A 21,854-nucleotide genomic window follows, 5' to 3' on the forward strand; every position below is an offset into this window, starting at 1 on the left:
TCTCATGTATGATATTCACCATTAATTTTTACATATTCATAAGAAAAGTCACATGTCCACATGGTCGCTTTTGACTCACCAAGATTTAAATCAACAGTCACGGTGATGTCTTGCTCTGCCATGATGGCTTTCAATGCTTTTTCGTCAACTTCAACGCCCATACCTTCTTTAACAATGGTTACATCACCAATAGCTAGAGAAATCTTTTCTGGATTAACAGCAGCTTCTGAATAACCTACTGCACATAAAATCCGTCCCCAGTTGGCATCCTCACCAAAAAATGCAGTTTTAACCAATGGAGATTTGGCAATAGCCATAACGGCTTTTTTAGCATCGCTAAAGCTTTCAGCACCCTGTACAGTCACTTCTAAGAATTTAGTTGCCCCTTCACCATCACGCACGATTTGTTGGGCTAAGTAAATGCAAACTTCCGTCAATGCAGCTGTAAAAGCTTTATAATCAGCAGAATCTATACTATCAATCAGTGGATTAGCAGCCAGGCCATTAGCCAGAACACTTGCCATATCATTCGTACTGCTATCACCATCAACAGATATCATATTAAACGATAAATTAATAGCTTCGGTTAATGATTTTTGCAAGATTGGCGAAGCAATAGCAGCATCTGTAGTAATCACACACAGCATGGTCGCCATATTAGGATGAATCATGCCTGACCCTTTTGCAATCCCTGCAATTTTGACAGGAACGCCACCTAATTCAAATTCATAAGAGCAGCTCTTAGGAAAAGTATCTGTCGTCATAATAGCAGCCGTGGCATTATCATATCCTTTTTCATCAAGCTGAGATACGGCTTCTTTTATACCTGTATTAATTTTATCCATTTGTAAATTGACTCCAATAATACCTGTCGAACCCACAATGACTTCATGATCTTCAATTTGAAGAAGCTGAGCTGTGATGTGAGCCATATCCTTAGCATCAACAAGCCCTTGAGGTCCTGTGCATGCATTGGCACAACCTGAGTTAATGACTACAGCAGACACAGTGCCTTGTTCAACAGCCTGACGTGAGACAAGAACAGGCGCTGCTGCCATCGTATTCGTAGTAAACACAGCCGCTACGCTAGCAGGTTTTTCACTATAAATAAGAGCTACATCTAATTTCCCACTTTTCTTGAGACCAGCTTTAACCCCCGCTGCTTTATAACCTTTTGGTGCAGTAATTCCGCCTGTAATTTTTTTCAACATATAATAACCTCCTCAAATTTCGACTAAACTCTATGAAAACGTCACTTCTAAATTAGTAGTCAAGCATGACATAGAAAATCATACCCACCCCTATGGAAAAAACTGATCTATTTCTTTAAAAGCAATCTTTTTATGGATATAATGCTATTTTTGCTAATCCAGTATTTTCTGCAAAACCAAACATGACGTTAAAATTTTGCACTGCTTGGCCCGCTGCACCTTTAACTAGATTATCAATGGCAGATACCACAATCACTCGATTCGTACGAGGATCAATGTGCCAACCTAGATCACAAAAGTTAGAACCACGTGTGTTTTTCACAGCTGGGTAACCGCCTCGTCCGAGCAGACGAATAAAATATTCTTGATCGTACATATCATGAAATGCTTGGTCAACATCTTCTGCTGTGACCCCTTCATTAAGATTGCCATAACAAGTGCTTAAAATGCCCCGCGACATAGGAATTAAATGTGGCGTAAAATTAATAAGAGCCTCTTGACCTGAAACATCACTAAGGGCTTGCTCAATTTCAGGTGTATGACGATGACCACCAATATTATATGCTTTAAGATTATCAAACATCTCAGCAAAATGTACACCTAGATTTAAACTGCGTCCTGCGCCTGATACGCCTGATTTTGCATCAACAACAATACTTTTTACATCAATTAAGTGATTTTTAGCCAATGGTGCCAAAGCTAAAATACTGGCCGTTGTATAGCAACCTGCATTACCAACAATGCTCGCCCCTTTGATTTGGTCTCGGTATAATTCAGTCAAGCCGTACACAGCGCCTGATTTCACATGTGTATGAGGAACCTTATACCACTGTTCATAGACACTTTCATCACGGAAACGGTAATCCGCACCTAAATCAATAATTTTAATACCTTGTTCTGCTAATTGCTTACCAATACCCATAGCATGCCCATGAGGCAGGGCAATAAACACAGCCTGACTATCGGCAAATTGACTTATATCTGTCATGCTACTTAATTTTTTATCATAAAATCCGCGCAAATGCGGATACACATCAGCAATCGCCGTACCGGTCTGGCTCTCGGAAGTAATAGGCCCAATCTCCACTTCTGGATGATTAGCTAATATCCCTAATAGCTCTGCTCCTGCATAGCCTGTTGCGCCAATAATACTAATCTTCATTGAACTTCCCCCTTTTCTTCTTTATAATTATACACGACTACTGCATTTTTATGCAATGGTTTTTGCATAAAAAATTCATCAAGATACAACAGTGATTGATAGGTGCCAATTGAATTCGATTATGGGTTGGTAATCGAAAGATGGAACACTCAATAGTATTTACCATTAAAATATAAAATTCCTGCAAAATATACAGAATCAACTTCCTTATCTATATTATTTTTTTATTACGTAAAAAAACAACCTAATCCTTCGTCAACAAAGGATTAGGTTATTTTTATTGCTAGATGAAGATTACATCATGACCTTAACTAAGATATAACCCACGGCACATCCAACTATTACACCAATAAGACCAGGCATAATGAAGCTATGATTAATAATAAATTTACCGATGCGAGTTGTACCAGATCGGTCAAATCCAATACAGGCTAGATCGCTTGGATAAGTTGGTAATATAAAGTAACCATATGAAGCAGAGAAGAAAGCCACCATCATTTTAGGATCGACTCCCAAAGCAACACCCATAGGAGCAATGGCAGCAACTGCAGCTGCTTGGCTATTTACCAGTTTAGAAACTAAAAATAATACAATAGCATACATCCATGGTTTACTAGCAACAACGCCAGCTAAAGTACTTTTGAGTAGCTCAAAATGGGATTGGAAAAAAGTATCACTCATCCAAGCTACACCAAATACAGATACGATAGCAACCATACCAGCTTGGAAAACAGGACCTTTAGAGACTTCACGTGAATTAACTTTACAAACCATCATAATAACAGCACCAGCAATAAGCATAATCATTTGAATGGCTAAAGTCATTGACATGGGCTTTAACTTACCAACAGCACCGAATTTCGGTAATAAACTTGGGAATGACCCTAGTAATACAACACCAAGAATACCTGCAAAGAAAATCCAAGTGGCCCAGTAAGCTTCCTTAGGAAACACTGTGTCTTGCAACGTATTGGTAGCGCCATAAATATATTCTTTTTGCTCTGGATCTTGAAGTTTAGCTTGGAATTCTTGATCCTTATCAAGATCCGTACCACGGTTCATGCTCCATAGAGCAGCTGCCAACACCCCAAAGAATGTTGCTGGAATCGAGATAGAAAGTAAATCAAGAATGCCAACAGCTTTTCCTATACCATGACCTGCCGCTAAAATGGAAACCATAGAGACAACAGAAACAGATACAGGAGATCCACCAATCCCCATTTGGGATGCAATCGAAGCAACTGCCATAGGGCGCTCTGGACGTATTCCTTTTTTAATAGAAATATCATAAATAATTGGGAACATGGTATAAACTACATGACCAGTACCACACAGTATTGTCAATGTCCATGTGGTAATTGGTGCCAGGATGGTGATGTATGCAGGATGACGACGCAGTACACGTTCTGCCACTTTCATCATAACATTCAAACCACCTGCCGTCTGCAGTACAGAAGCACAGGCAATAACGGCTAAAATTGTGAGCATAACATCAATTGGTGGTTTACCAGGTTCTATACCAAAAACAAATGTAAGAATAAAAAGACCGATACCACTAATAAGTCCGAGACCCATACCTCCGAATCGCGTACCTAACAGCAGACATCCAAGAATGACTAAAAATTGTAAACTAAGCATATTTTGTATACTCTCCTTTCTTTTGCAGAAGAGCTAATCATGAAAATTCATCATTAGCTCTCCTGCTAGTAACACCTAACTTTCTACACCTTATTTACTATTTACACACATAATTCCTGTTATAAAAACATATTTAATAGTTAAAAAAGTTAAAAAAGTGAGAATAAGAAAAAACGGCTTAAAATCTAACTTCACCAATCATAGAGATGATATGCCCACAATGTGGACAATGCTTCTTATCTTGCAAATAATTCAGTGATCGAGTGCGATCAATCACGACTTGATTGCATTGAGGACAATTGGTATTCCCTTCATCTCCGTTCATATTACCAAGATACACATAGTTTAAATATTGCTCCGCTTCCTCTTTAGCCATTTTCATTATCTTTTCAGATGTAGGAGGCAAATTCATTTTATAATTGGGAAAGTAGCGGGAAAAATGCAACGGAATATTAGAATTTAATCCTGCCAACCATTGAGCCATTTTAGTAATTTCCTTTTTTTCATCATTAAGTCCCGGTATCAGCAGTGTCGTAATCTCTACATGACAAGATTTTACTGCTAGTTCTACCGTTTCTTTGACCGCCTCAAGCCCTCCAGCACAAATGGTCTGATAAAACTCCTTATTAAATGCTTTGACATCAATATTCATTCCATCAATATAGGGTAATAACTTTTTTAATGGTTCTGGATTAATGAAACCATTAGTCACGAGCACATTTTTAAGTCCAGCCTCTTTGATAAGTTGAGCGGTTTCTAACACATATTCATACCATACACTTGGCTCAGAATAAGTATATGCGATTCCAATATTGCCCTTTGCTTGATACTGTTTAGCGATTTCTACTGCTTTAGGAGGCAATAACTCTGTCGTGCTCGGAAGTTCCTGAGCAATCTGCCAATTTTGGCAAAATGAACAAGAGAAATTACACCCCCATGTACCGAGTGACAAGATTAAACTACCTGGATAAAAATGATAAAGTGGCTTCTTTTCAATCGGATCAAGGGCACATGAAGTACAGCCTGCATAATTTTTTGTATAGAGTTTGTTGCTAATATTCTCACGAGCTCGACAAAACCCTGTCTGCCCTTCATTGATGATACATCCTTTTGGACATAGACTGCAGAGTATACCCTGTCCATAAGACTGATAATACATAGCTTCTCGCATACATAAGCCTCCACTATTTATACCGAGTGACAGTAAAACGGTAAAGTTCGATTTTTTCCTTCGGACCAATTCCTGCTTTCTGCATGGCAATACTAAGTTGCTCATCCACTGTATCAACACCTTCAAGCATAGGCAAGAGCAAACCACTTCGACTGCCATTACGGACAATAATTCCATATTTTTGTGGATCTAAATCATCGATACGATTTACAGGCTCAGGAGTTTCTAGAATATCAACACTAATCGTAAGTTCAGGTAACTCTATAAGCTCTACTGGTTCAAATCTTGGATCAGCAGTACCAGCACTAATAGCATTATAAATAATTTCGCTCCCAATATTCGTTCGAGTCGGTCCAAAGGTTCCAATACATCCTCGCAACTGACCTTGCTTTTTCAAAGATACAAAAACACCAGCCCGCCCCGCTAGCATATCATCTAATTTCTCAGGAGCAGGTAATACGCTCCCCTTGTCCAAAAAATGATGTAAACTAGCTCTCGCCAAAGAAACAGGTGAACTTTCTCTAGTCATGACCCCTACTGCATATCCAACACCAAAAGGTGCTTCATAGGATAATAGATTGGTAGTCATATCCATACCATCCACGACTCCTAACAGGAAGAAAATAGGTCGTAAACCACATTCACCAGCTTCTCTAATTAACTTTTTATCAATGGCAAGTAATGTATCTTTATTTATATCCTGTAACCCTTGCAATACTTGTTTATCAAAGTCAGCAGCCTGAGGGCTATAACCAGCTGGTGCATCAGGTGTTAAACGATGGGACAAATCGCCTGACGCAATGACTGCTACCCTCTTATCCCCTTGGTTTATGGCTATTTGTACCGCCTTGCCAAAAGTATACATTTGTTCATAAGACAGAGTACCAACTGATATATGTATCAATTGTCCTTTAAATCCCGCTTTACTCAAATAATAAAGTGGAACTAAAGCTCCGTGATCAAGTTCCAAATGCAGTCCATAATGCTCAGCAAGATGATCTGTTAATTGTACTAAGTTGATGCCTACGTCATCAGCACTTGCAAAAATATGTTGGGTCAGTAAATCATCTGTTTCAAAAGCTAAAGAGACCTCAGGTGCACCAAATGCTCTAAAATTTCCTTTTAATCTTGGGTCAATGCTAATGCTAGAAGCTTTATCAAATACTGGTCCGTGAGGAGTAATGAGGATAATGGTCTGGGGATCTTGCTGCTGAATAATTGTAGCCGCTTGCTGAGCTGCAGCTACTGTTGCCTTAACTTTATCCAAATCACCTTTACCTATCTCAGGTATCATGATCGGAGGATGAGGCATAAATGCACAAATAATTGGTTTTTTCATATGGTGACTTCTCCTTTCAATATCGATAGAACTCCACCTGAATCAATTCTTCTTTATTTTGTTACGTAATGGTTAAAATGATACGCTAAGCCTTTACCGATTTGCTCGACTAACTTTTGTTGGTAGTGATCATCAACAAGTAAGAGGGCTTCTCGTTGATTGGTAATATATCCTGTTTCAATTAATACTCCAGGAATAGTAGTACCATTCAATAATAAAATACGCAAATCCTCCTTTGCTTGACGTTTATTATTGGGAGGAAATTCTTTAAGAACTTGTTGTAATCTTTCTGCTAGTATTTTATTTTCCGCAAATTTGGGATTATAAAACACTTGCGCTCCTGACAAATTTACAGCACTAAAAGCATTACAATGTACACTGATAAAAATTTCGGCACCTGAATCTTCAATAATTTTGATACGTTGTAATAGGTCATTTCGTTTTCCGCCTTTTCCTTTCGTGTAATAATCAATATCTCCATTCCGAGTAAAGGTGACGATTGCCCCGTTTTTCTCTAAAACTTCAGCCAACTTAAGTGAAATGGCGAATGTGACTTGTTTTTCAATGACATGATTCGCACTCGCACCGCTATCAATACCACCATGCCCTGGATCAATTACAATTTTATGACCAGCAAGTACTGACATATCTACATTTTCTATCTCTTCCTGTGCTACATAGTGAATGGACAAAAAATTAAGTACGACAACTGCAATACTAAGCATCGCAAATCGTTGCAAATTATATTTTCGAATCATAACTAACTTCAATCGACTCCACTCCCCTCGTAAGCTCCCTTATCACTTTATGCCAATTTTTCTATATATATACAGAGGTTTTCTTTAATAGATTCTATATATGGCTAAATACAAGACATTAAGGTAGAATAATGATAAAGAAGACTTAACATTATACGGGGAGGGTGCTCATGCGATTTGGTCGATTGATTATAATTTTACTACTGTTATTCGCCCTATCTTTTGGTTGGGCTGGTGGCACTAGTTTTTTACAAGGATTACTACCTACTATACCGTCATCAAAAATCATAACAAAAGAATTATCGACTTCATGGGAACGCACATATCGCGTCATCGCTTTAAAAAGTGCTGTTAATAGCAAATTAGATCAACGAAATTATATTAAAATACAATACATTCCTCTCACCATGCAGCAAACAATCATTGCTGTCGAGGATAACCGCTTTTATCGTCATATGGGTTTTGATATTGAAGGAATTCTTCGTGCCATGTTAGTGAATATGCAGACTGGTTCTTTTAGCGAAGGTGGTAGTACCATCACGCAACAACTTGTTAAAAATTTATTTTTATCCCAAGAAAAAACGTATGGACGTAAAGTTGAAGAATTTGTCCTCGCCATTGATATGGAACTTCGGTATTCAAAAGAAGAAATCTTAGAAATGTATCTAAATTCCATTTACTTTGGCTCTGGGGCTTACGGCATTGGTGATGCTGCTCGAATTTATTTTGATAAAGCACCAGTTAATCTCAACTTAGCAGAGTCTGCCATGCTGGCAGGATTACCAAATGCTCCTTCTCTGTACTCTCCCTACGTAGATTTTAAGGCCGCTAAACAACGTCAAGCGATTGTATTGTCAGTCATGGCGCGAAATGGCTATATTGGTCCACAATCAGCTGAAGAAGCCAAGTCTGTACCAATAAGATTAGCTAAATAAAAAAAGACTTGGCGCATAAGCCAAGTCTTTTCTTATTTAGCTAAAAATAATTTTTGATACTTTGCCATTCTGGTTTATTCGACTCTAGAGAATCACGCACAACAGTACGAGAAACGCGTTCAATTGTGAACTCTTTAATATATGTATCCTCATTAATCAAGTTAATATCTTTAATGAGACGGCCTTCATCTTGAATATTAAAGGCTATTAGAGAGTAAAAAGCAACTTTTTTATTATCAACTAAGTCTTTAACTACGACACCCATTTTTACAGGTGATTGAAGTTCTTGAAACTGACGACTTAGAGAATGATAGGTAGCAAAAGTTTGTGCTTTAGGCGATTTAATCAAAGCGTATACTTCAGGGAAATAAAGCTTAAATTCTTTTAATTGAATGCCCGTGTCAGGTGTAAATCGTTGTATAAGAACAGCTGAATCCGGTTGATCACCATTATATAATACTTCCATTTGAGTCCGAAGTCCTTGTCGAGTGAAAGAATACATATAGGATGCAGCTTTAGCTTTTTTATATCCTTTACCCTCCCAATCAGCTTTGGTCCATAATTGATTATCAGAATCGATGACTAAACGATAATCTCCATACTGGGTTTGCATACTTGCTTTGTTGTCATTTAAATTAGCAAAAGCCACACTTGACATCATGAGCAGTAAGGAAAGAACTAATGTTGCTATCGACTTTTTCATACATGAACCCCTTCCATTTTTATTTTTACATTTTTACTATTTATAATTATACCTCATTCATTAGATTCCTGCTGATAAAAATATAAAAAATCCAGAAAGATAAACTCTTTCTGGATCTGATATAAAACGATATTAACGTTTTGAGAACTGGGAAGCTTTACGAGCTTTCTTAAGACCGTATTTACGACGCTCTTTTTCGCGTGGATCACGAGTAAGGAAACCAGCTTTTTTCAAAGATGGACGATACTCAGCATCTACAAGAAGTAGTGCACGTGAAATACCATGACGAACTGCGCCTGCTTGACCAGAAGGACCGCCGCCCGCTACCTTAATCAATACATCATATTTGCCAAGAGTTTCTGTCAAATTAAGGGGTTGTTTAACAATTAATTCTAATGTTTTACGACCAAAATATTCTGGTAAAGAACGGCCGTTAACAAGAACATTGCCTTCTCCCGGAACCAGACGAACTCTGGCAACCGAGGTTTTTCTGCGACCGGTGCCGTAGTAAGTAACCAATGCCATAATATGTTCCTCCTTTCCGGATTATCTTACGTTAATTTCTAATACTTCAGGTTGTTGCGCAGCATGCGGGTGCTCAGCACCACGGTATACTTGCAATTTACGATACATTTGGCGACCAAGACTGTTTTTTGGCAACATGCCTCTAACAGCTAATTCAATCACTCGTTCTGGTTTGTCTGCAAGCATTTGGCCTGCAGGAGTGAACGTAGTTCCACCTGGATAACCAGAATGGCGGAAATAAGTTTTTTGTACTAATTTCTTACCAGTTAACGCTACTTTAGCAGCATTGATCACGATAACATGATCACCTGCATCAACATGCGGAGTAAAAGTCGGTTTATTTTTGCCGCGAAGAACTTTTGCTACTTCAGCAGCTAATCTACCCAAAGTTTTACCTTCTGCATCTACAACATACCACTTACGTTCAATGGTGGCAGCATTTGCCATAAATGTTTTCATGCGATTACCTCCTTGTCACAACATTACAGAAAAAATTGATTTTGTATCCTTGAGATTCCGGGGCTAACGGAAGTCATGGCATAAATCTCATAGAAACATTGTATTAAATAAGCTTGTCAATGTCAAGAAGTATCGACAGATAAGCGTATTTTTTTTTAAGTTATCCACATTTTTGTTTATTACGCCTCTTATTTGCTGTATTTCTAGCAAGCCACCATTTTAAAACTGGTGGTAGTACCATTAGAATAAATAGTAACCTAAACAGCTGAAAAGCAACAATCACTGATAAATCAGCCTGTAGCATCATCCCTGTAAGACCCATTTCAGCCATACCACCAGGTGCTGTACTCAAGAAAGCTGTTACCAGTGAAATATGATGAAAATGCATTAAAAGAAAAGCAATGCCAATGGAACAGAAAATAAGCCCGATCACACCGAGCAAAGTGTATGGCAATATTTTACGCCAATTGCTTAAGTTACCTAGATTGATCCTGGCACCAGTATATGCACCAATGCATAGTTGTGCCCCATCAAGCCAATATTGAAGTAAGGATGGCAATTTGAGGCCATATAAACCAATACTGGCAGTGCCGATTACAGCACCTAATAAAAAGGGGGTAGGCATGCCAAGCCTATGGGCAAGGATTGCACTTAAAATGACCAAGCCGGAAATTAATATCTTCTGGCTGACTGGCATCAAGATCGAAGTCGCTGTAGAAATTGTTGAAACCGCTGTTGGTGTAAGGCTGCCATAACCTAAACCATGAATGGCTAAAAAGGGTACGACAAAGATAACAGATAGCAATCGTGCTGTTTGCATCACAGTAACAATCGTAATATCACTGCCAGGCACTTCAGCACATAATACCGCTGTCTGACTAAGTCCACCAGGGATACTGCCAATTAAACCACTCTCGACACTAATACCTGTTCTCTTATGAGTAATATAACCCAACAATAAGCTAAAAATAACTGTCACGATAGTGACGATTAGCATAATTGGCAGTTGCGTCATAATTTGTTGGCATGTTTCTTGAGTAAAAGTTCTCCCAATGGTATAGCCAATAATGATCTGCCCAATGTTAGCAAATTTCCCTGGCCAACAAACTTTCCTTTTAAGTAAGAAATTCCATAACAATACGGTCGTTAAAGCCCCTAACATCCAAGGCAGAGGGGTATGAAGGTAAGAAAATAAAAATCCCCCTAACAAAGCAATGAGTAATGTCTCCAAGACTGATAATAACATCTTACATCACCTCCATATCAAACCTAGTAGAACATTATCTAAATTCGATAACTAAGAATATTTTACTTCTTGTAAATATAAGCCATGGGCTGGTGCTGTAATGCCAGCTTTTTTTCGTTGACGGCTCTCCAGTATGGTCTTAAAATCTTCAATGCGGCGGCATCCTAGACCAATCTCCACTAAGGTACCTGTTAGATTCCGTACCATATGGTACAAAAATCCTGTTCCCCAAAAAGAAAGTTCTAAGATATCATCATTGAATTGACAATTAGCCTCCATAATCGTTCGTATAGGACTATTATTGGCGCTACCTGCTGCACGAAAAGCTGAGAAATCATGGGTTCCTACAACAAATTGTGAGGCCTGATGCATCGCTGCTGTATCCAATTTACGCGTAATATGCCAAGCATAATTGCGTAAAAATGGATTTGGCATATCATGTGGATAAATCTTATATACATAGATCTTACTAATAGCACTATATTGAGCATGAAAATTCTCATTCACTTCTTCAGCCTTAGTAATGACAATATCATGGGGCAATAAACACCGGGAAGCGATTACAATTCGATCAATTGGAATTGTACCATTCGTTTTAAAACTGACAACCTGCCCATAGGCATGTACTCCTGTATCAGTCCGGCCAGCACCATTCATCCTAAGTTCATGACCAAATAGTTTTGCCAGCCTTAGTTCCAATACTTGTTGTATGCCAATACCATTCATTTGACGTTGAAAACCATTATAAGCGGTGCCTTCATATGAAATTGTTAGTTTAATAGTGCGCATCTTTATATACCTCATCACTGTTGTATTATGTGTATTTTTTTAGAAGTGGCGTGATTGTACCACGATATACAATATATAAATAATATAAAGCGCGAGATAAAGCAACATATAATAACTTATGATCAAAGCTATTCTCTTTAAACTCTTTATCGGAAGCATTGCCAATGATGACACCATCAAATTCCAATCCTTTAGCCAAGGTAATGGGCAGTATGGAAATACCTCCTTGGTATGTAACTGTATCATTGGTAATCAAGTTGATATTACTTATATTAAAAGGTTCTCTCTTGAGAGTATGGTAAATAAGTAGACTTTCACGGTCTAATTTTGTAAGGATGCCAATGGACTTACATCCTAATTGTTGAAATTTTTCAATGGCCTCTACAATCGCTGAAATGTTCTCTTGTGTTGTAGTGACTTGCTCAAAAGTTGGTTGATGACCAATTTCATATACAGGTATCGCAGCTGAATAGCCACTCGGCATCACACTGTTAAAACATTCTACAATTTCCCGCGCCGAACGATAACTATAGTTTACTTCTCGATAGATCGATTTTACATCAGCAAACACATCTTTCATCAATATCTGCCAGTTATCAATACTGCGATATGATGTAATGCCTTGTGACATATCACCCATGATGGTAAAAGAACTGTTGCGGGATAGCAGTCTCAATACTGTAAATTCTAAAGCATTTAAATCTTGAGCTTCATCCACTACAATATGCTCAAATCGTGTAATATGATGAAAACCATCAAGTAAATATTTAAGATAACAAAGAGGTGCTAAATCTTCTTTTTCTACCTTACCTTCACCTAAAATATCTAAGCAATACTCAGTAATGAACGTTAAATCATATTTTTTCTGTTTAACTACCTTGAATATGCTTTTATCGCGAAAAACTTCCATGTAGGCTAAAATTAAATCATTCGCAAGCCAATTTGTGAAGTGGCGTCCTAAAAAATCGGCTCCCTGTTTTTTATATTGCTCAAGTTTTTTATCAATCTCACCCTTGGATTTTCTTTGTCGCGCCTCGAGTACTTCTAAGAAATTTCGTACCCGAAATTTAATATAGCCAATGAGTGTCTGAATTCGTTCATTATATGAAATAATAAGCTGATTACCTTCCATCACTTTTGCAATCTGTTCTTCTTTCGTAATGAGTAATTGACCATCAAATAATTTAATCTCTTTTAGTTTTAAACAAAATTTTTCAGTCTTTTTAAATTGCCAAGCTTCAAGCACCTTGATAAACTCTAAGGAACCCTTTAATTTGGCAACAGCACTCAGCTGTTCTCTCCGCTGATCTTTATCTTTATTTTCAAGATATAATTGAGTTTTTTCATCTTTGTGAAGGATTAGCTCAGTTTGAGTCATCATTGTTACTAAATCTATAAATGTTGATTGACCAACATCATTGGCATCAATTTCCGGCAATAATTCACAAATATAATCAAGGAAAATTTTATTGGGGGCAATAACCATCATTTTTTGTGGATCTAATTTTTCATTATAAAGTAGATAAGACAATCGATGCAGGCCAATGGTACTTTTCCCTGATCCAGCAACACCTTGAATGATAATCACTTGATTAAGAGTCTCACGAATAATTTTATTTTGCTCCGCCCTAATGGATGTAACGATATCTTTTAGTTTATTACTCGTTCCTTGTAGTAATCTCTCTGTCAAGAAAGGATCGGCAATGACTGCCTCATGCTGCCGTGCTACGATTTGATCCCAAATATAGTCATCGGATATTTTTTCTAAAATCCCATTCGTAATCTTATATTGACGTTTTAGGTTGACATCGCCATGGTAATAGTACCTTCCTAATACATCATAACTAGCACGTCCATCTTGGCACTCATAAAAGATTGTTGCAACAGGGTCACGCCAGTCAAAAACTAAAATATCTTGAATACCGTTAATTTCTAACCGACTAATTTTAACCCTTCCGATATAGAAGCTTTCGTAGAGAGGGGTATCGTCTTCTCTGAAATCTACACGACCAAAATAGGGGCTGTCAACTGCCCCTTGAATGTCATATATTTTATCAATGTTGTCATTTTTCAGCATGGAATGTACATAGGAACTTACTTGATCTTTATATTCGAGTGACAAACGCATTTGCTGAACACGCTTCTCAATATCAATTTCTAACGAAGATACTATTAATTTCATTTCATTAATAGTGTCATCCAAGTGCTGCTTTTCTAAGGCATAATCCGGATGCTCTTTAACCATAATAACCTCCTGAATCTCTATCTCCAATATTCTATTTTACAGATATGCGAAATAAAATCAATACTCCGAGTAAGAGTACTAAAATGCCATATGCCGCCCAATCACGGCTTGTAATTTTCAGCTGTTTCATACGAGTACGGTGATCACCGCCTCGATAACATCTAGCTTCCATGGCTGTTGCTAATTCATCAGCACGACGAAAAGCACTAATAAATAAAGGTACTAACAAGGGTATCATATTACGTGCACGCCGCAATAAATTTCCTGATGTGAAATCAGCCCCACGTGCCATTTGCGCTTTCATAATTCGATCAGTTTCTTCCAATAAGGTAGGAATAAACCGAAGAGCAATCGTCATCATCATAGCTAATTCATGGACAGGCATCCCAAGTTTTTTAAATGGTTTGAGCAACCTTTCAATTCCATCGGTCAGAGCAACAGGTGAGGTAGTAAAAGTCAATAAAGAAGAAGTGGTAATCAAAAAGACTAATCGAAATGACATGAGCAGACCTTGTCGTAGCCCTTCCTGCGTTACCGCCAAGGGGCCAAAAACATACATAACAGTCCCAGGAGTAGTGAAAACATGAATCAACAGCGTCAAAATAATAATAATCCATAATGGCTTTAAAGATCTTAAAATCATCATCAAAGGTATACCCGCTAATGCGATAATCATACTCACAAAAACAGCTGCAATTGAATAAGACTGATAATTTTCTGCTAAAAAAATACTACTAATTAATAATAAGGTACTTATTATTTTAGTGCGCGGATCTAAGTGATGTATAACAGAATTTCCAGGAAAATATTGTCCAAGCATAATATCTGCAAGCATTTCTAAAGCCCCCTTACGACTGTAAGCACACTGTCGACAGCAGCATCCATGGCTACTACGGTATGATCAACAGCTAAGCCATGTTGATTCAAACGATTCATGAGAACCGTAAGCGGCGGTACATCAACGCCTGCTTCTTTGAGCTGTACCTGGGAATCACGAAAAATATCCGTTGGTGAGCCATCTAAACTAATTTCCCCACCATTCATGACGAGCAGTCGATTGGCCATACGCGCTATATCTTCCATATTATGCGATACTAACACTACTGTAATACCAGTACTCTGATACATTTTAATAATCTGACTAAATATTTCATCACGCCCACGAGGATCAAGGCCAGCAGAAGGTTCATCCAATATTAAATAAGTAGGTTCTAAAGCAATCACTCCAGCAATAGCCACTCGTCGCATTTGCCCACCACTGAGTTGAAAAGGAGTCCGTTTCGCAAACTGGTTATAATCAAGACCGACAAAATCCATCGCTTTTTTGACTCGACGGTCAACTTCTGCTTCGTCAATGCCAATATTACGAGGGCCAAAAGCGATATCATCATACACTGTTTCTTCAAATAATTGGTGTTCGGGATATTGAAATACCATACCGACCTTACGCTTAGCAAGACGTGCTGCATCACCTTTATGATTAATATTTTCCCCTTCTACAGTGATGCTCCCTGTTGTTGGTTTCAATAGACCATTTAAATGTTGTAATAAGGTGGATTTACCAGATCCCGTATGGCCAATAATGCCAAGAAATTCTCCAGGCCTTATTTCAAGATTAATATTTTTAATTGCTGATTTTTCATAAGGCGTCTTTGCCATATATGTATATGTAACATCTTTTAAAATTATGGACATATCGCCACCACCAGTTCTTCATCAGTAATAATTCCCTCTGGTATCTTTAAATTATGTTCACGCAAACGATATGCCATTTCGGCGGCTACGGGTACATCAAGTCCTAATTCTTTTAAGTAAGTGACTTGGCTGAAGATTGCAGCTGGTGAACCTTCCATCACGACTTTACCTTGGTTCATGACAACAACACGATCAGCAACAACGGCCTCTTCCATAAAGTGAGTAATATAAACGATCGTTATCTTCTTTTCTTGATGCAGTTGGCATACAGTAGATAAAACTTCCTGCCGCCCCTTAGGATCTAACATAGCTGTCGGTTCATCTAAAACCAAACAATTAGAATGCATCGCTAATACACCTGCAATTGCTATCCGCTGCTTTTGACCGCCAGATAATAAATGGGGGCTATGGTGACGATAATCTTCCATTCCGACTACTTTTAATGCGGCATCAACTCTTTTTCGAATTTCTCCTGCTTCTACGCCGAGATTTTCTGGACCAAAAGCAACATCTTCTTCTACGACTGTGGCAACAATTTGATTGTCAGGATTTTGAAATACCATACCAACTTTGTGCCTAACATCCCAAATATTATTATGATCAGTTGTATCAAGATTATCGATTAAACATTGACCGCTACTCGGTACTAATAAGGCATTTAAATGTTTTGCTAGGGTTGATTTTCCAGAACCATTTGTACCAATAATGGCGACAAACTCACCACTATCGATGGATAGATTTATATGATCAAGTGCCGATACTTGACTACCATCATGGGCAGTATAATTATGGCACATATCTTTCACAACAATAAACTTTTCCATATAGTTACCCCTTTTTTATCTCTTACGATAAAATAGCCTTTATTAGAAATAACGGCGACCCGTACAGGTCGCCGTTTCCCTATATACCACAATAACCAGGCAACTAGGCCAAGTTATAGCCCTTGTCACCTGGCCCAATTGTAAGATTTAGACCAACTCTAATATTACCATTGGTGCAGCATCTCCACGACGCGGTCCCAATTTCATAATACGAGTATAGCCACCTTGACGATCAGCATATTTAGGAGCAATTGTTTCAAACAATTTTGTAACTACTTCTTCAGCCATGAGGTATGATAACACTTGGCGACGAGCATGCAGATCGCCTCGCTTAGCTAATGTAATCAATTTTTCGGCAAGACCGTTGATTTCTTTAGCTTTTGCTTCTGTTGTTTCAATACGCTCGTATGCAAAGAAGGAAGTTAAAATGCTGCGGAACAACGCTTTACGCGCACTAGAGTCCCGTCCTAACTTTCTATAGCCCATTTTCTTCCCTCCCCCTACTCTTCATCTTCACTAAGCCCAAGGCCTAATTCGATTAGTTTTTTCTTTACTTCTTCCATTGATTTACGACCAAGGTTACGCACCTTCATCATATCATCTTCAGATTTTTGTACCAAATCAGATACATTATTGATTCCAGCACGTTTCAAACAATTATAAGAACGAACGGAAAGATCTAAATCTTCAATCGTCATATCTAATGTCTTAGCGTTACTATCTTCAACGACTTCGGTAAATGTTCCATCAGTAACTTCTTCTTCAGGGAGAATGCCAGCCAAATTCTGAAACAGTTTTAAATGAGCCACCATAATGCTGGCTGATTTACTAACAGCTTCTTCTGGGCGCAAACTACCATCAGTCCATACTTCCAGAGTTAATTTATCGTAATCTGTGACGTTCCCGACACGAGTATCCGTAATCTGATAGTTAACTCTCTGAATTGGCGAGAAAATAGAATCGATCGGAATAATACCAATCACGTGATCAGGTTTTTTGTTCTTATCTGCAGGAACATAGCCCCGACCACGTTCTACGGTTAATTCCATTTTTAGTGAACCACTAGCATCAACAGTTGCTAGATGCAATTCTGGATTAAGAATCTCTACATCTGGATCAGCAATAATATCGCCTGCAGTAACTTCACCTTCAGTAAGAGCTTCAATCCTTAGAATTTTAGGTTCATCAGTGTGCATTTTTAAACACAATGTTTTTAAATTCAAGATAATGTCGGTAACGTCTTCCCGAACACCAGGAATTGTGGAAAATTCATGAAGAACACCATCAATTTTGACAGATGTAATTGCTGCTCCCGTAAGGGAAGACAACAAGATCCGACGCAAACTGTTACCTAGAGTTGTACCATAACCACGATCAAGAGGCTCACATACAAACTTTCCATAACGGTTATTTTCACTTATCTCCACTATCTCAATCTTCGGTTTTTCGATTTCGATCATCTGGAAAAACCCTCCTCTTTACGCACTATTACGTTACGCCATACCCACGGCCGAGGGCATAAATTAGGATTAAATGTTAAAAACATACATTGATTATCTGGAGTACAATTCAACAATAAAGTGTTCTTGGACTGGAGTATCAATTTCCTCACGGGTGGGGTAGCGCAATACTTTACCACTCATCATTTCTTCAGCTGATCTTTCCAACCAAGCTGGTAGTGTTTTATTAGCAAAGTTTTCAGCAACTTCTTTAATAAGTGGTGATTCTTTGCTTGTTTCACGTACCGAGATCACATCATCAGCTTTCAGCAAGTAAGATGGAATATCGACGCGTTTACCATTCACAAGAAAATGTCTATGACGAACCAATTGTCTAGCTTGCATACGGCTTGCTGCAAAACCAAGACGGAACACCACATTATCTAATCTTCTTTCTAACAATACTAGTAAGTTTTCACCAGTAATGCCTTTTTGACGATCAGCTTTACCAAAATAGCCACGGAATTGGCCTTCTAAAATGCCATAAACGCGACGTGTTTTTTGTTTTTCTCTCAGCTGAACACCATATTCGGAAACTTTTTTACGAGTTTGTCCTTGACCATGTTGACCAGGAGCAAAAGCACGTTTAGCGAATGCACACTTATCAGTATAGCATCTTTCGCCTTTAAGATATAATTTTACGCCTTCACGACGACATAATCGACAAACAGGTCCTGTATATTTAGCCATGTATATTTAACACCTCCCGAAACTTTTTATACTCTTCTACGCTTAGGTGGGCGACATCCATTATGAGGTACTGGTGTGCAATCTTTAATGGAACTTACTTCCAAACCAGATGCTTGCAGTGATCTAATGGCTGCTTCCCGGCCTGAGCCTGGTCCTTTTACAAATACTTCAACATGCTTAAGGCCATGTTCCATTGCTGCTTTAGCAGCTGTTTCTGCAGCCATTTGTGCAGCAAATGGAGTACTCTTACGAGAACCTCTGAAACCAAGTCCACCAGCACTCGCCCATGAAAGCGCATTACCTTTTGTATCGGTAATTGTCACGATCGTATTATTAAAAGTAGAACGAATATGAGCTTGACCATATTCAATATTTTTGCGTTCTTTTCTTTTAGGTCTAATAACTTTCTTAGCAACCAATCTTTATCCCTCCTCTACTATTTCTTTTTCTTCGCCCCAACGGTTCTCTTAGGACCTTTGCGAGTCCGAGCATTCGTTTTAGTACGTTGTCCGCGTACAGGAAGACCCATACGATGACGTTTACCACGATAGCAACCGATTTCGATCAGGCGTTTAATGTTGAGTGACTGTTCACGACGTAAATCGCCTTCCACTCTATAGCCTTTATCAATTGTCTCACGTAGTTTTACTACCTCTTCTTCAGTTAAATCACGAGTGCGTGTATCAGGACTAATCCCAGTAGCAGCGATGATTTCTTTGGAAGTCGTAAGACCAATACCAAAAATATATGTTAAAGCGATTTCAATTCTTTTATCACGTGGTAAATCTACTCCGGCAATACGTGCCATGTATAGTACACCTCCTATCCTTGCTTTTGTTTATGTTTAGGATTTTCGCAAATCACCATTACATGTCCATTGCGTTTGATTACCTTACATTTTTCACAAATGGTCTTGACCGACGCTCTTACTTTCATTTGCCAGTCCTCCTTTTCATATATTCACGAACTCGCGCAATCAATATTATATCGAAAGCCAACTTTCTTACGAATCCGCTATTTGAAACGGTAGGTAATGCGGCCACGCTTTAAGTCATAAGGCGTAAGTTCTACAGTGACTTTATCCCCAGGCAAAATCCGGATAAAGTTCATGCGGATCTTACCTGATACATGCGCCAGTACGACATGCTCATTTTCCAGTTTGACCTGGAACATGGCATTAGGCAAGGCTTCAAGAACCGTACCTTCAACCTCAATTGCATCTTGTTTGGACACGAGATATCCCTCCTAGTCCGCTTATCACAGATTATCTGGTTTGTATAAAACCTTAATGGCTTGGCGGATTTCTTCATCCGTAATTTTCATACCAGATTGAAGTTTTTCCGCCACACCTTGGGCAATAGATTTAAGAACATTAACATGTCGGATATTTTTCTGTTTAGGATTTTTAATTTTTCTCTCTCTACCGTTTACCAGTAAAAGATACTGATTTTTAATCCCTACCACCAGATAAATACTTGCTTGATCACGTCCGGCATTGCTTGTAACAAGTTGGCCAATTGATATATTCATTACTGACACCAGAGCTGCCTCCTATAACTTAGTCAGAATCTCCGGCTTACCGTCAGTGATGGCAATAGAATGTTCAAAATGCGCTGAGCGCTTGCCGTCAAGAGTTACAACCGTCCAACCATCGTCAAGTGTCTTTACTTCATATGTGCCCAAATTGACCATTGGCTCAATCGCCAGAGTCATACCAGCCTTTAATCGTGGGCCACGGCCAGGGTTTCCATAATTAGGCACCTGTGGGTCTTCATGCATACTCCGGCCAATACCATGCCCAACATAATCACGAACAACACCAAAACCATATTGTTCAACGTGATTCTGAACGGCATGAGAAATGTCGCTTAACCGATTACCAATGACGGCTTGTTCAATACCTTTATATAAAGATTCTTCTGTAACATCCAGAAGTTTCTGTACTTCAGCATCAACTTCACCGACAGGGACAGTAATCGCAGCATCACCATTGTATCCGTTGATTACCGCTCCGATATCAATACTAATATTATCTCCAGTTTTTAACTTTCTTAATCCTGGAATGCCATGTACAACTTCTTCATTTACTGAAGAACAAATATTCCCCGTAAAGCCGTGATATCCCTTAAAAGCAGGGATAGCACCACGACTTATAATATATTTTTCGGCGATCTGATCCAGATCCAGCGTAGTGACTCCGGGTTTAACAGCTTTTTTCACTTCAGCATGGGTTTCAGCCACTATTCTACCAGCATCACGCAAGTAGTTTATTTCCCGCTCTGATTTAAGGATGATCATACCTATTCGCCTCTCAGGCTAGTTACTATATCAGAAAGTACCTTTTCAATCGACTGACGTCCATCGATTTCACTATAAAGACCTTGATCTTGATAGTAGTCAATCAAAGGCTTAGTCTGATCACTGTATACTGTCAAACGCTTTGTAACCGTTTCGACCGTATCATCAGCACGCTGATATAGTTCCCCGTTGCATTTATCACATTGAACGCCAGTTGTTGAAGGATTAAATGTCACATGGAAAGTAGCGCCACAACCTTTGCAGATACGACGACCAGTCATGCGATTGACTAATTCTTCTACTGGAACATTAATATTGATAACGCGATCAAGCTCTATTCCTAAATCAGTTAACGTACAATCTAAAGCATTCGCTTGCTCAATTGTGCGCGGGAACCCATCCAGAATAAAACCTTTGTGACAATCGGGTTTCGCTAGTCTTTCTTTTACTATCCCGATAGTAATACTATCAGGTACTAATTGCCCAGCATCCATGCAGGCTTTCGCCTGCTTGCCAAGTTCAGTTCCTTCTTTAACGGCTGCCCGAAACATATCACCAGTTGAAATATGAGGGATATGAAACTCTGCAACCAGTTCAGCCGCCTGCGTACCTTTACCAGCCCCAGGCGGTCCCATTAATAGGATGTACATTGCAAGGCCTCCTCCCT

General features: G+C 38.7%; 26 protein-coding genes. 1 reads left to right on the forward strand and 25 read right to left on the reverse strand.

Translation table 11 applies throughout. The annotated features are described in order from the left end of the window. Window positions 1-2: 2 nt before the first annotated feature. The 6 genes from argJ to ACAN52_RS11835 all read right to left on the reverse strand — a co-directional run bounded on the left by argJ (window position 3) and on the right by ACAN52_RS11835 (window position 7,291). A complete protein-coding gene (argJ, locus tag ACAN52_RS11810) occupies window positions 3-1,211 on the reverse strand; it encodes a bifunctional glutamate N-acetyltransferase/amino-acid acetyltransferase ArgJ (protein ID WP_378954981.1) in 1,209 nt (402 codons plus the stop codon). A gap of 130 nt (window positions 1,212-1,341) precedes the next feature. Next, window positions 1,342-2,373 carry an N-acetyl-gamma-glutamyl-phosphate reductase gene (argC, locus tag ACAN52_RS11815; protein ID WP_378954982.1) on the reverse strand — a complete coding sequence of 344 codons (1,032 nt, stop codon included), beginning with the start codon at window positions 2,371-2,373 and terminating at the stop codon, window positions 1,342-1,344. 294 nt (window positions 2,374-2,667) lie between these two features. Beyond that, window positions 2,668-4,011, reverse strand: coding sequence for an anaerobic C4-dicarboxylate transporter (locus ACAN52_RS11820; protein WP_378954983.1), 1,344 nt, complete (start codon window positions 4,009-4,011; stop codon window positions 2,668-2,670). Between the two features lie 178 nt (window positions 4,012-4,189). Beyond that, window positions 4,190-5,182, reverse strand: a complete 993-nt coding sequence (gene amrS / locus ACAN52_RS11825) for an AmmeMemoRadiSam system radical SAM enzyme (protein WP_378954984.1) — start codon at window positions 5,180-5,182, stop codon at window positions 4,190-4,192. Between the two features lie 13 nt (window positions 5,183-5,195). Then, window positions 5,196-6,521, reverse strand: coding sequence for an AmmeMemoRadiSam system protein A (amrA, locus tag ACAN52_RS11830; RefSeq protein WP_378954985.1), 1,326 nt, complete (start codon window positions 6,519-6,521; stop codon window positions 5,196-5,198). A gap of 53 nt (window positions 6,522-6,574) precedes the next feature. Continuing rightward, window positions 6,575-7,291: an N-acetylmuramoyl-L-alanine amidase gene (locus tag ACAN52_RS11835; RefSeq protein ID WP_378954986.1), complete on the reverse strand. Its 717-nt coding sequence runs from the start codon at window positions 7,289-7,291 to the stop codon at window positions 6,575-6,577. A 158-nt stretch (window positions 7,292-7,449) separates the two neighbouring features. Here ACAN52_RS11835 and ACAN52_RS11840 point away from each other — a divergent pair, with 158 nt between their 5' ends. Next, entirely contained in the window at window positions 7,450-8,214 is a 765-nt protein-coding gene (locus ACAN52_RS11840) for a transglycosylase domain-containing protein (RefSeq protein WP_378954987.1), read from the forward strand. 40 nt (window positions 8,215-8,254) lie between these two features. Here ACAN52_RS11840 and ACAN52_RS11845 read toward each other — a convergent pair whose 3' ends face one another. From ACAN52_RS11845 to ACAN52_RS11935, 19 genes are all read right to left on the reverse strand, one after another. Beyond that, the gene (locus ACAN52_RS11845) at window positions 8,255-8,917 is read right to left on the reverse strand and encodes a hypothetical protein (protein WP_378954988.1); all 663 of its coding nucleotides are present in this window, start codon (window positions 8,915-8,917) and stop codon (window positions 8,255-8,257) included. 132 nt (window positions 8,918-9,049) lie between these two features. Next, window positions 9,050-9,442 carry a 30S ribosomal protein S9 gene (gene rpsI / locus ACAN52_RS11850; RefSeq protein WP_378954989.1) on the reverse strand — a complete coding sequence of 131 codons (393 nt, stop codon included), beginning with the start codon at window positions 9,440-9,442 and terminating at the stop codon, window positions 9,050-9,052. 21 nt (window positions 9,443-9,463) lie between these two features. Then, window positions 9,464-9,901, reverse strand: coding sequence for a 50S ribosomal protein L13 (gene rplM / locus ACAN52_RS11855; RefSeq protein ID WP_378954990.1), 438 nt, complete (start codon window positions 9,899-9,901; stop codon window positions 9,464-9,466). 160 nt (window positions 9,902-10,061) lie between these two features. After that, window positions 10,062-11,147, reverse strand: a complete 1,086-nt coding sequence (locus ACAN52_RS11860; RefSeq protein ID WP_378954992.1) for an AbrB family transcriptional regulator — start codon at window positions 11,145-11,147, stop codon at window positions 10,062-10,064. 51 nt (window positions 11,148-11,198) lie between these two features. Continuing rightward, on the reverse strand, window positions 11,199-11,936 hold the full coding sequence (gene truA, locus ACAN52_RS11865; protein ID WP_378954993.1) for a tRNA pseudouridine(38-40) synthase TruA: 738 nt from the start codon (window positions 11,934-11,936) through the stop codon (window positions 11,199-11,201). A 25-nt stretch (window positions 11,937-11,961) separates the two neighbouring features. Next, a complete protein-coding gene (locus ACAN52_RS11870; protein WP_378954994.1) occupies window positions 11,962-14,181 on the reverse strand; it encodes a HelD family protein in 2,220 nt (739 codons plus the stop codon). A 31-nt stretch (window positions 14,182-14,212) separates the two neighbouring features. Further along, on the reverse strand, window positions 14,213-15,016 hold the full coding sequence (locus tag ACAN52_RS11875) for an energy-coupling factor transporter transmembrane component T family protein (RefSeq protein ID WP_378954995.1): 804 nt from the start codon (window positions 15,014-15,016) through the stop codon (window positions 14,213-14,215). A gap of 2 nt (window positions 15,017-15,018) precedes the next feature. Beyond that, window positions 15,019-15,876 carry an energy-coupling factor transporter ATPase gene (locus ACAN52_RS11880; RefSeq protein ID WP_378954997.1) on the reverse strand — a complete coding sequence of 286 codons (858 nt, stop codon included), beginning with the start codon at window positions 15,874-15,876 and terminating at the stop codon, window positions 15,019-15,021. Beyond that, window positions 15,867-16,700 carry an energy-coupling factor transporter ATPase gene (locus tag ACAN52_RS11885; protein WP_378954999.1) on the reverse strand — a complete coding sequence of 278 codons (834 nt, stop codon included), beginning with the start codon at window positions 16,698-16,700 and terminating at the stop codon, window positions 15,867-15,869. The genes ACAN52_RS11880 and ACAN52_RS11885 overlap by 10 nt, the downstream gene beginning before the upstream one ends. A gap of 147 nt (window positions 16,701-16,847) precedes the next feature. Further along, a complete protein-coding gene (gene rplQ, locus ACAN52_RS11890) occupies window positions 16,848-17,186 on the reverse strand; it encodes a 50S ribosomal protein L17 (RefSeq protein ID WP_378955000.1) in 339 nt (112 codons plus the stop codon). 14 nt (window positions 17,187-17,200) lie between these two features. Next, window positions 17,201-18,160 carry a DNA-directed RNA polymerase subunit alpha gene (locus tag ACAN52_RS11895; RefSeq protein WP_378955001.1) on the reverse strand — a complete coding sequence of 320 codons (960 nt, stop codon included), beginning with the start codon at window positions 18,158-18,160 and terminating at the stop codon, window positions 17,201-17,203. A 93-nt stretch (window positions 18,161-18,253) separates the two neighbouring features. Next, window positions 18,254-18,889 (reverse strand): 30S ribosomal protein S4, encoded by a 636-nt coding sequence (gene rpsD / locus ACAN52_RS11900; RefSeq protein ID WP_378955002.1) that lies wholly within the window; start codon window positions 18,887-18,889, stop codon window positions 18,254-18,256. A 26-nt stretch (window positions 18,890-18,915) separates the two neighbouring features. Further along, entirely contained in the window at window positions 18,916-19,308 is a 393-nt protein-coding gene (gene rpsK, locus ACAN52_RS11905) for a 30S ribosomal protein S11 (protein ID WP_378955003.1), read from the reverse strand. Window positions 19,309-19,325: 17 nt separating this feature from the next. After that, on the reverse strand, window positions 19,326-19,697 hold the full coding sequence (gene rpsM, locus ACAN52_RS11910; protein ID WP_378955005.1) for a 30S ribosomal protein S13: 372 nt from the start codon (window positions 19,695-19,697) through the stop codon (window positions 19,326-19,328). A 14-nt stretch (window positions 19,698-19,711) separates the two neighbouring features. Next, window positions 19,712-19,825: a 50S ribosomal protein L36 gene (rpmJ, locus tag ACAN52_RS11915; RefSeq protein WP_378955006.1), complete on the reverse strand. Its 114-nt coding sequence runs from the start codon at window positions 19,823-19,825 to the stop codon at window positions 19,712-19,714. 78 nt (window positions 19,826-19,903) lie between these two features. Continuing rightward, window positions 19,904-20,122 (reverse strand): translation initiation factor IF-1, encoded by a 219-nt coding sequence (gene infA / locus ACAN52_RS11920; RefSeq protein ID WP_378955007.1) that lies wholly within the window; start codon window positions 20,120-20,122, stop codon window positions 19,904-19,906. A 24-nt stretch (window positions 20,123-20,146) separates the two neighbouring features. Then, window positions 20,147-20,419 (reverse strand): 50S ribosomal protein L14, encoded by a 273-nt coding sequence (locus tag ACAN52_RS11925; RefSeq protein WP_378955061.1) that lies wholly within the window; start codon window positions 20,417-20,419, stop codon window positions 20,147-20,149. Between the two features lie 21 nt (window positions 20,420-20,440). Then, complete coding sequence (map, locus tag ACAN52_RS11930; RefSeq protein ID WP_378955008.1) at window positions 20,441-21,187, reverse strand: type I methionyl aminopeptidase; 747 nt, start codon at window positions 21,185-21,187, stop codon at window positions 20,441-20,443. Window positions 21,188-21,189: 2 nt separating this feature from the next. Then, entirely contained in the window at window positions 21,190-21,837 is a 648-nt protein-coding gene (locus ACAN52_RS11935) for an adenylate kinase (RefSeq protein WP_378955009.1), read from the reverse strand. Window positions 21,838-21,854: the final 17 nt, after the last annotated feature.

Origin of the sequence: Pelosinus sp. sgz500959 (assembly GCF_042610375.1) — a bacterium.
Lineage (GTDB): Bacteria > Bacillota > Negativicutes > DSM-13327 > DSM-13327 > CTSoil-075.

Bases quoted from the DNA above. Each gene is read 5' to 3' on its own strand.
- rpsI (WP_378954989.1), bottom strand. From the start codon at position 9,442: ATGGCATTGGTTACTTACTACGGCACCGGTCGCAGAAAAACCTCGGTT.
- ACAN52_RS11845 (WP_378954988.1), bottom strand. From the start codon at position 8,917: ATGAAAAAGTCGATAGCAACATTAGTTCTTTCCTTACTGCTCATGATG.
- ACAN52_RS11880 (WP_378954997.1), bottom strand. From the start codon at position 15,876: ATGTCCATAATTTTAAAAGATGTTACATATACATATATGGCAAAGACG.
- ACAN52_RS11935 (WP_378955009.1), bottom strand. From the start codon at position 21,837: ATGTACATCCTATTAATGGGACCGCCTGGGGCTGGTAAAGGTACGCAG.
- argC (WP_378954982.1), bottom strand. From the start codon at position 2,373: ATGAAGATTAGTATTATTGGCGCAACAGGCTATGCAGGAGCAGAGCTA.
- truA (WP_378954993.1), bottom strand. From the start codon at position 11,936: ATGCGCACTATTAAACTAACAATTTCATATGAAGGCACCGCTTATAAT.
- map (WP_378955008.1), bottom strand. From the start codon at position 21,187: ATGATCATCCTTAAATCAGAGCGGGAAATAAACTACTTGCGTGATGCT.
- ACAN52_RS11875 (WP_378954995.1), bottom strand. From the start codon at position 15,016: ATGCTTGCAGATATTATGCTTGGACAATATTTTCCTGGAAATTCTGTT.
- rpsM (WP_378955005.1), bottom strand. From the start codon at position 19,697: ATGGCACGTATTGCCGGAGTAGATTTACCACGTGATAAAAGAATTGAA.
- ACAN52_RS11895 (WP_378955001.1), bottom strand. From the start codon at position 18,160: ATGATCGAAATCGAAAAACCGAAGATTGAGATAGTGGAGATAAGTGAA.
- ACAN52_RS11820 (WP_378954983.1), bottom strand. From the start codon at position 4,011: ATGCTTAGTTTACAATTTTTAGTCATTCTTGGATGTCTGCTGTTAGGT.
- ACAN52_RS11885 (WP_378954999.1), bottom strand. From the start codon at position 16,700: ATGGAAAAGTTTATTGTTGTGAAAGATATGTGCCATAATTATACTGCC.
- rpsD (WP_378955002.1), bottom strand. From the start codon at position 18,889: ATGGCTAAATATACAGGACCTGTTTGTCGATTATGTCGTCGTGAAGGC.
- amrS (WP_378954984.1), bottom strand. From the start codon at position 5,182: ATGCGAGAAGCTATGTATTATCAGTCTTATGGACAGGGTATACTCTGC.
- ACAN52_RS11925 (WP_378955061.1), bottom strand. From the start codon at position 20,419: ATGAATATATCAATTGGCCAACTTGTTACAAGCAATGCCGGACGTGAT.
- rplM (WP_378954990.1), bottom strand. From the start codon at position 9,901: ATGAAAACATTTATGGCAAATGCTGCCACCATTGAACGTAAGTGGTAT.
- rplQ (WP_378955000.1), bottom strand. From the start codon at position 17,186: ATGGGCTATAGAAAGTTAGGACGGGACTCTAGTGCGCGTAAAGCGTTG.
- rpmJ (WP_378955006.1), bottom strand. From the start codon at position 19,825: ATGAAAGTAAGAGCGTCGGTCAAGACCATTTGTGAAAAATGTAAGGTA.
- ACAN52_RS11860 (WP_378954992.1), bottom strand. From the start codon at position 11,147: ATGTTATTATCAGTCTTGGAGACATTACTCATTGCTTTGTTAGGGGGA.
- ACAN52_RS11840 (WP_378954987.1), top strand. From the start codon at position 7,450: ATGCGATTTGGTCGATTGATTATAATTTTACTACTGTTATTCGCCCTA.
- argJ (WP_378954981.1), bottom strand. From the start codon at position 1,211: ATGTTGAAAAAAATTACAGGCGGAATTACTGCACCAAAAGGTTATAAA.
- ACAN52_RS11870 (WP_378954994.1), bottom strand. From the start codon at position 14,181: ATGGTTAAAGAGCATCCGGATTATGCCTTAGAAAAGCAGCACTTGGAT.
- amrA (WP_378954985.1), bottom strand. From the start codon at position 6,521: ATGAAAAAACCAATTATTTGTGCATTTATGCCTCATCCTCCGATCATG.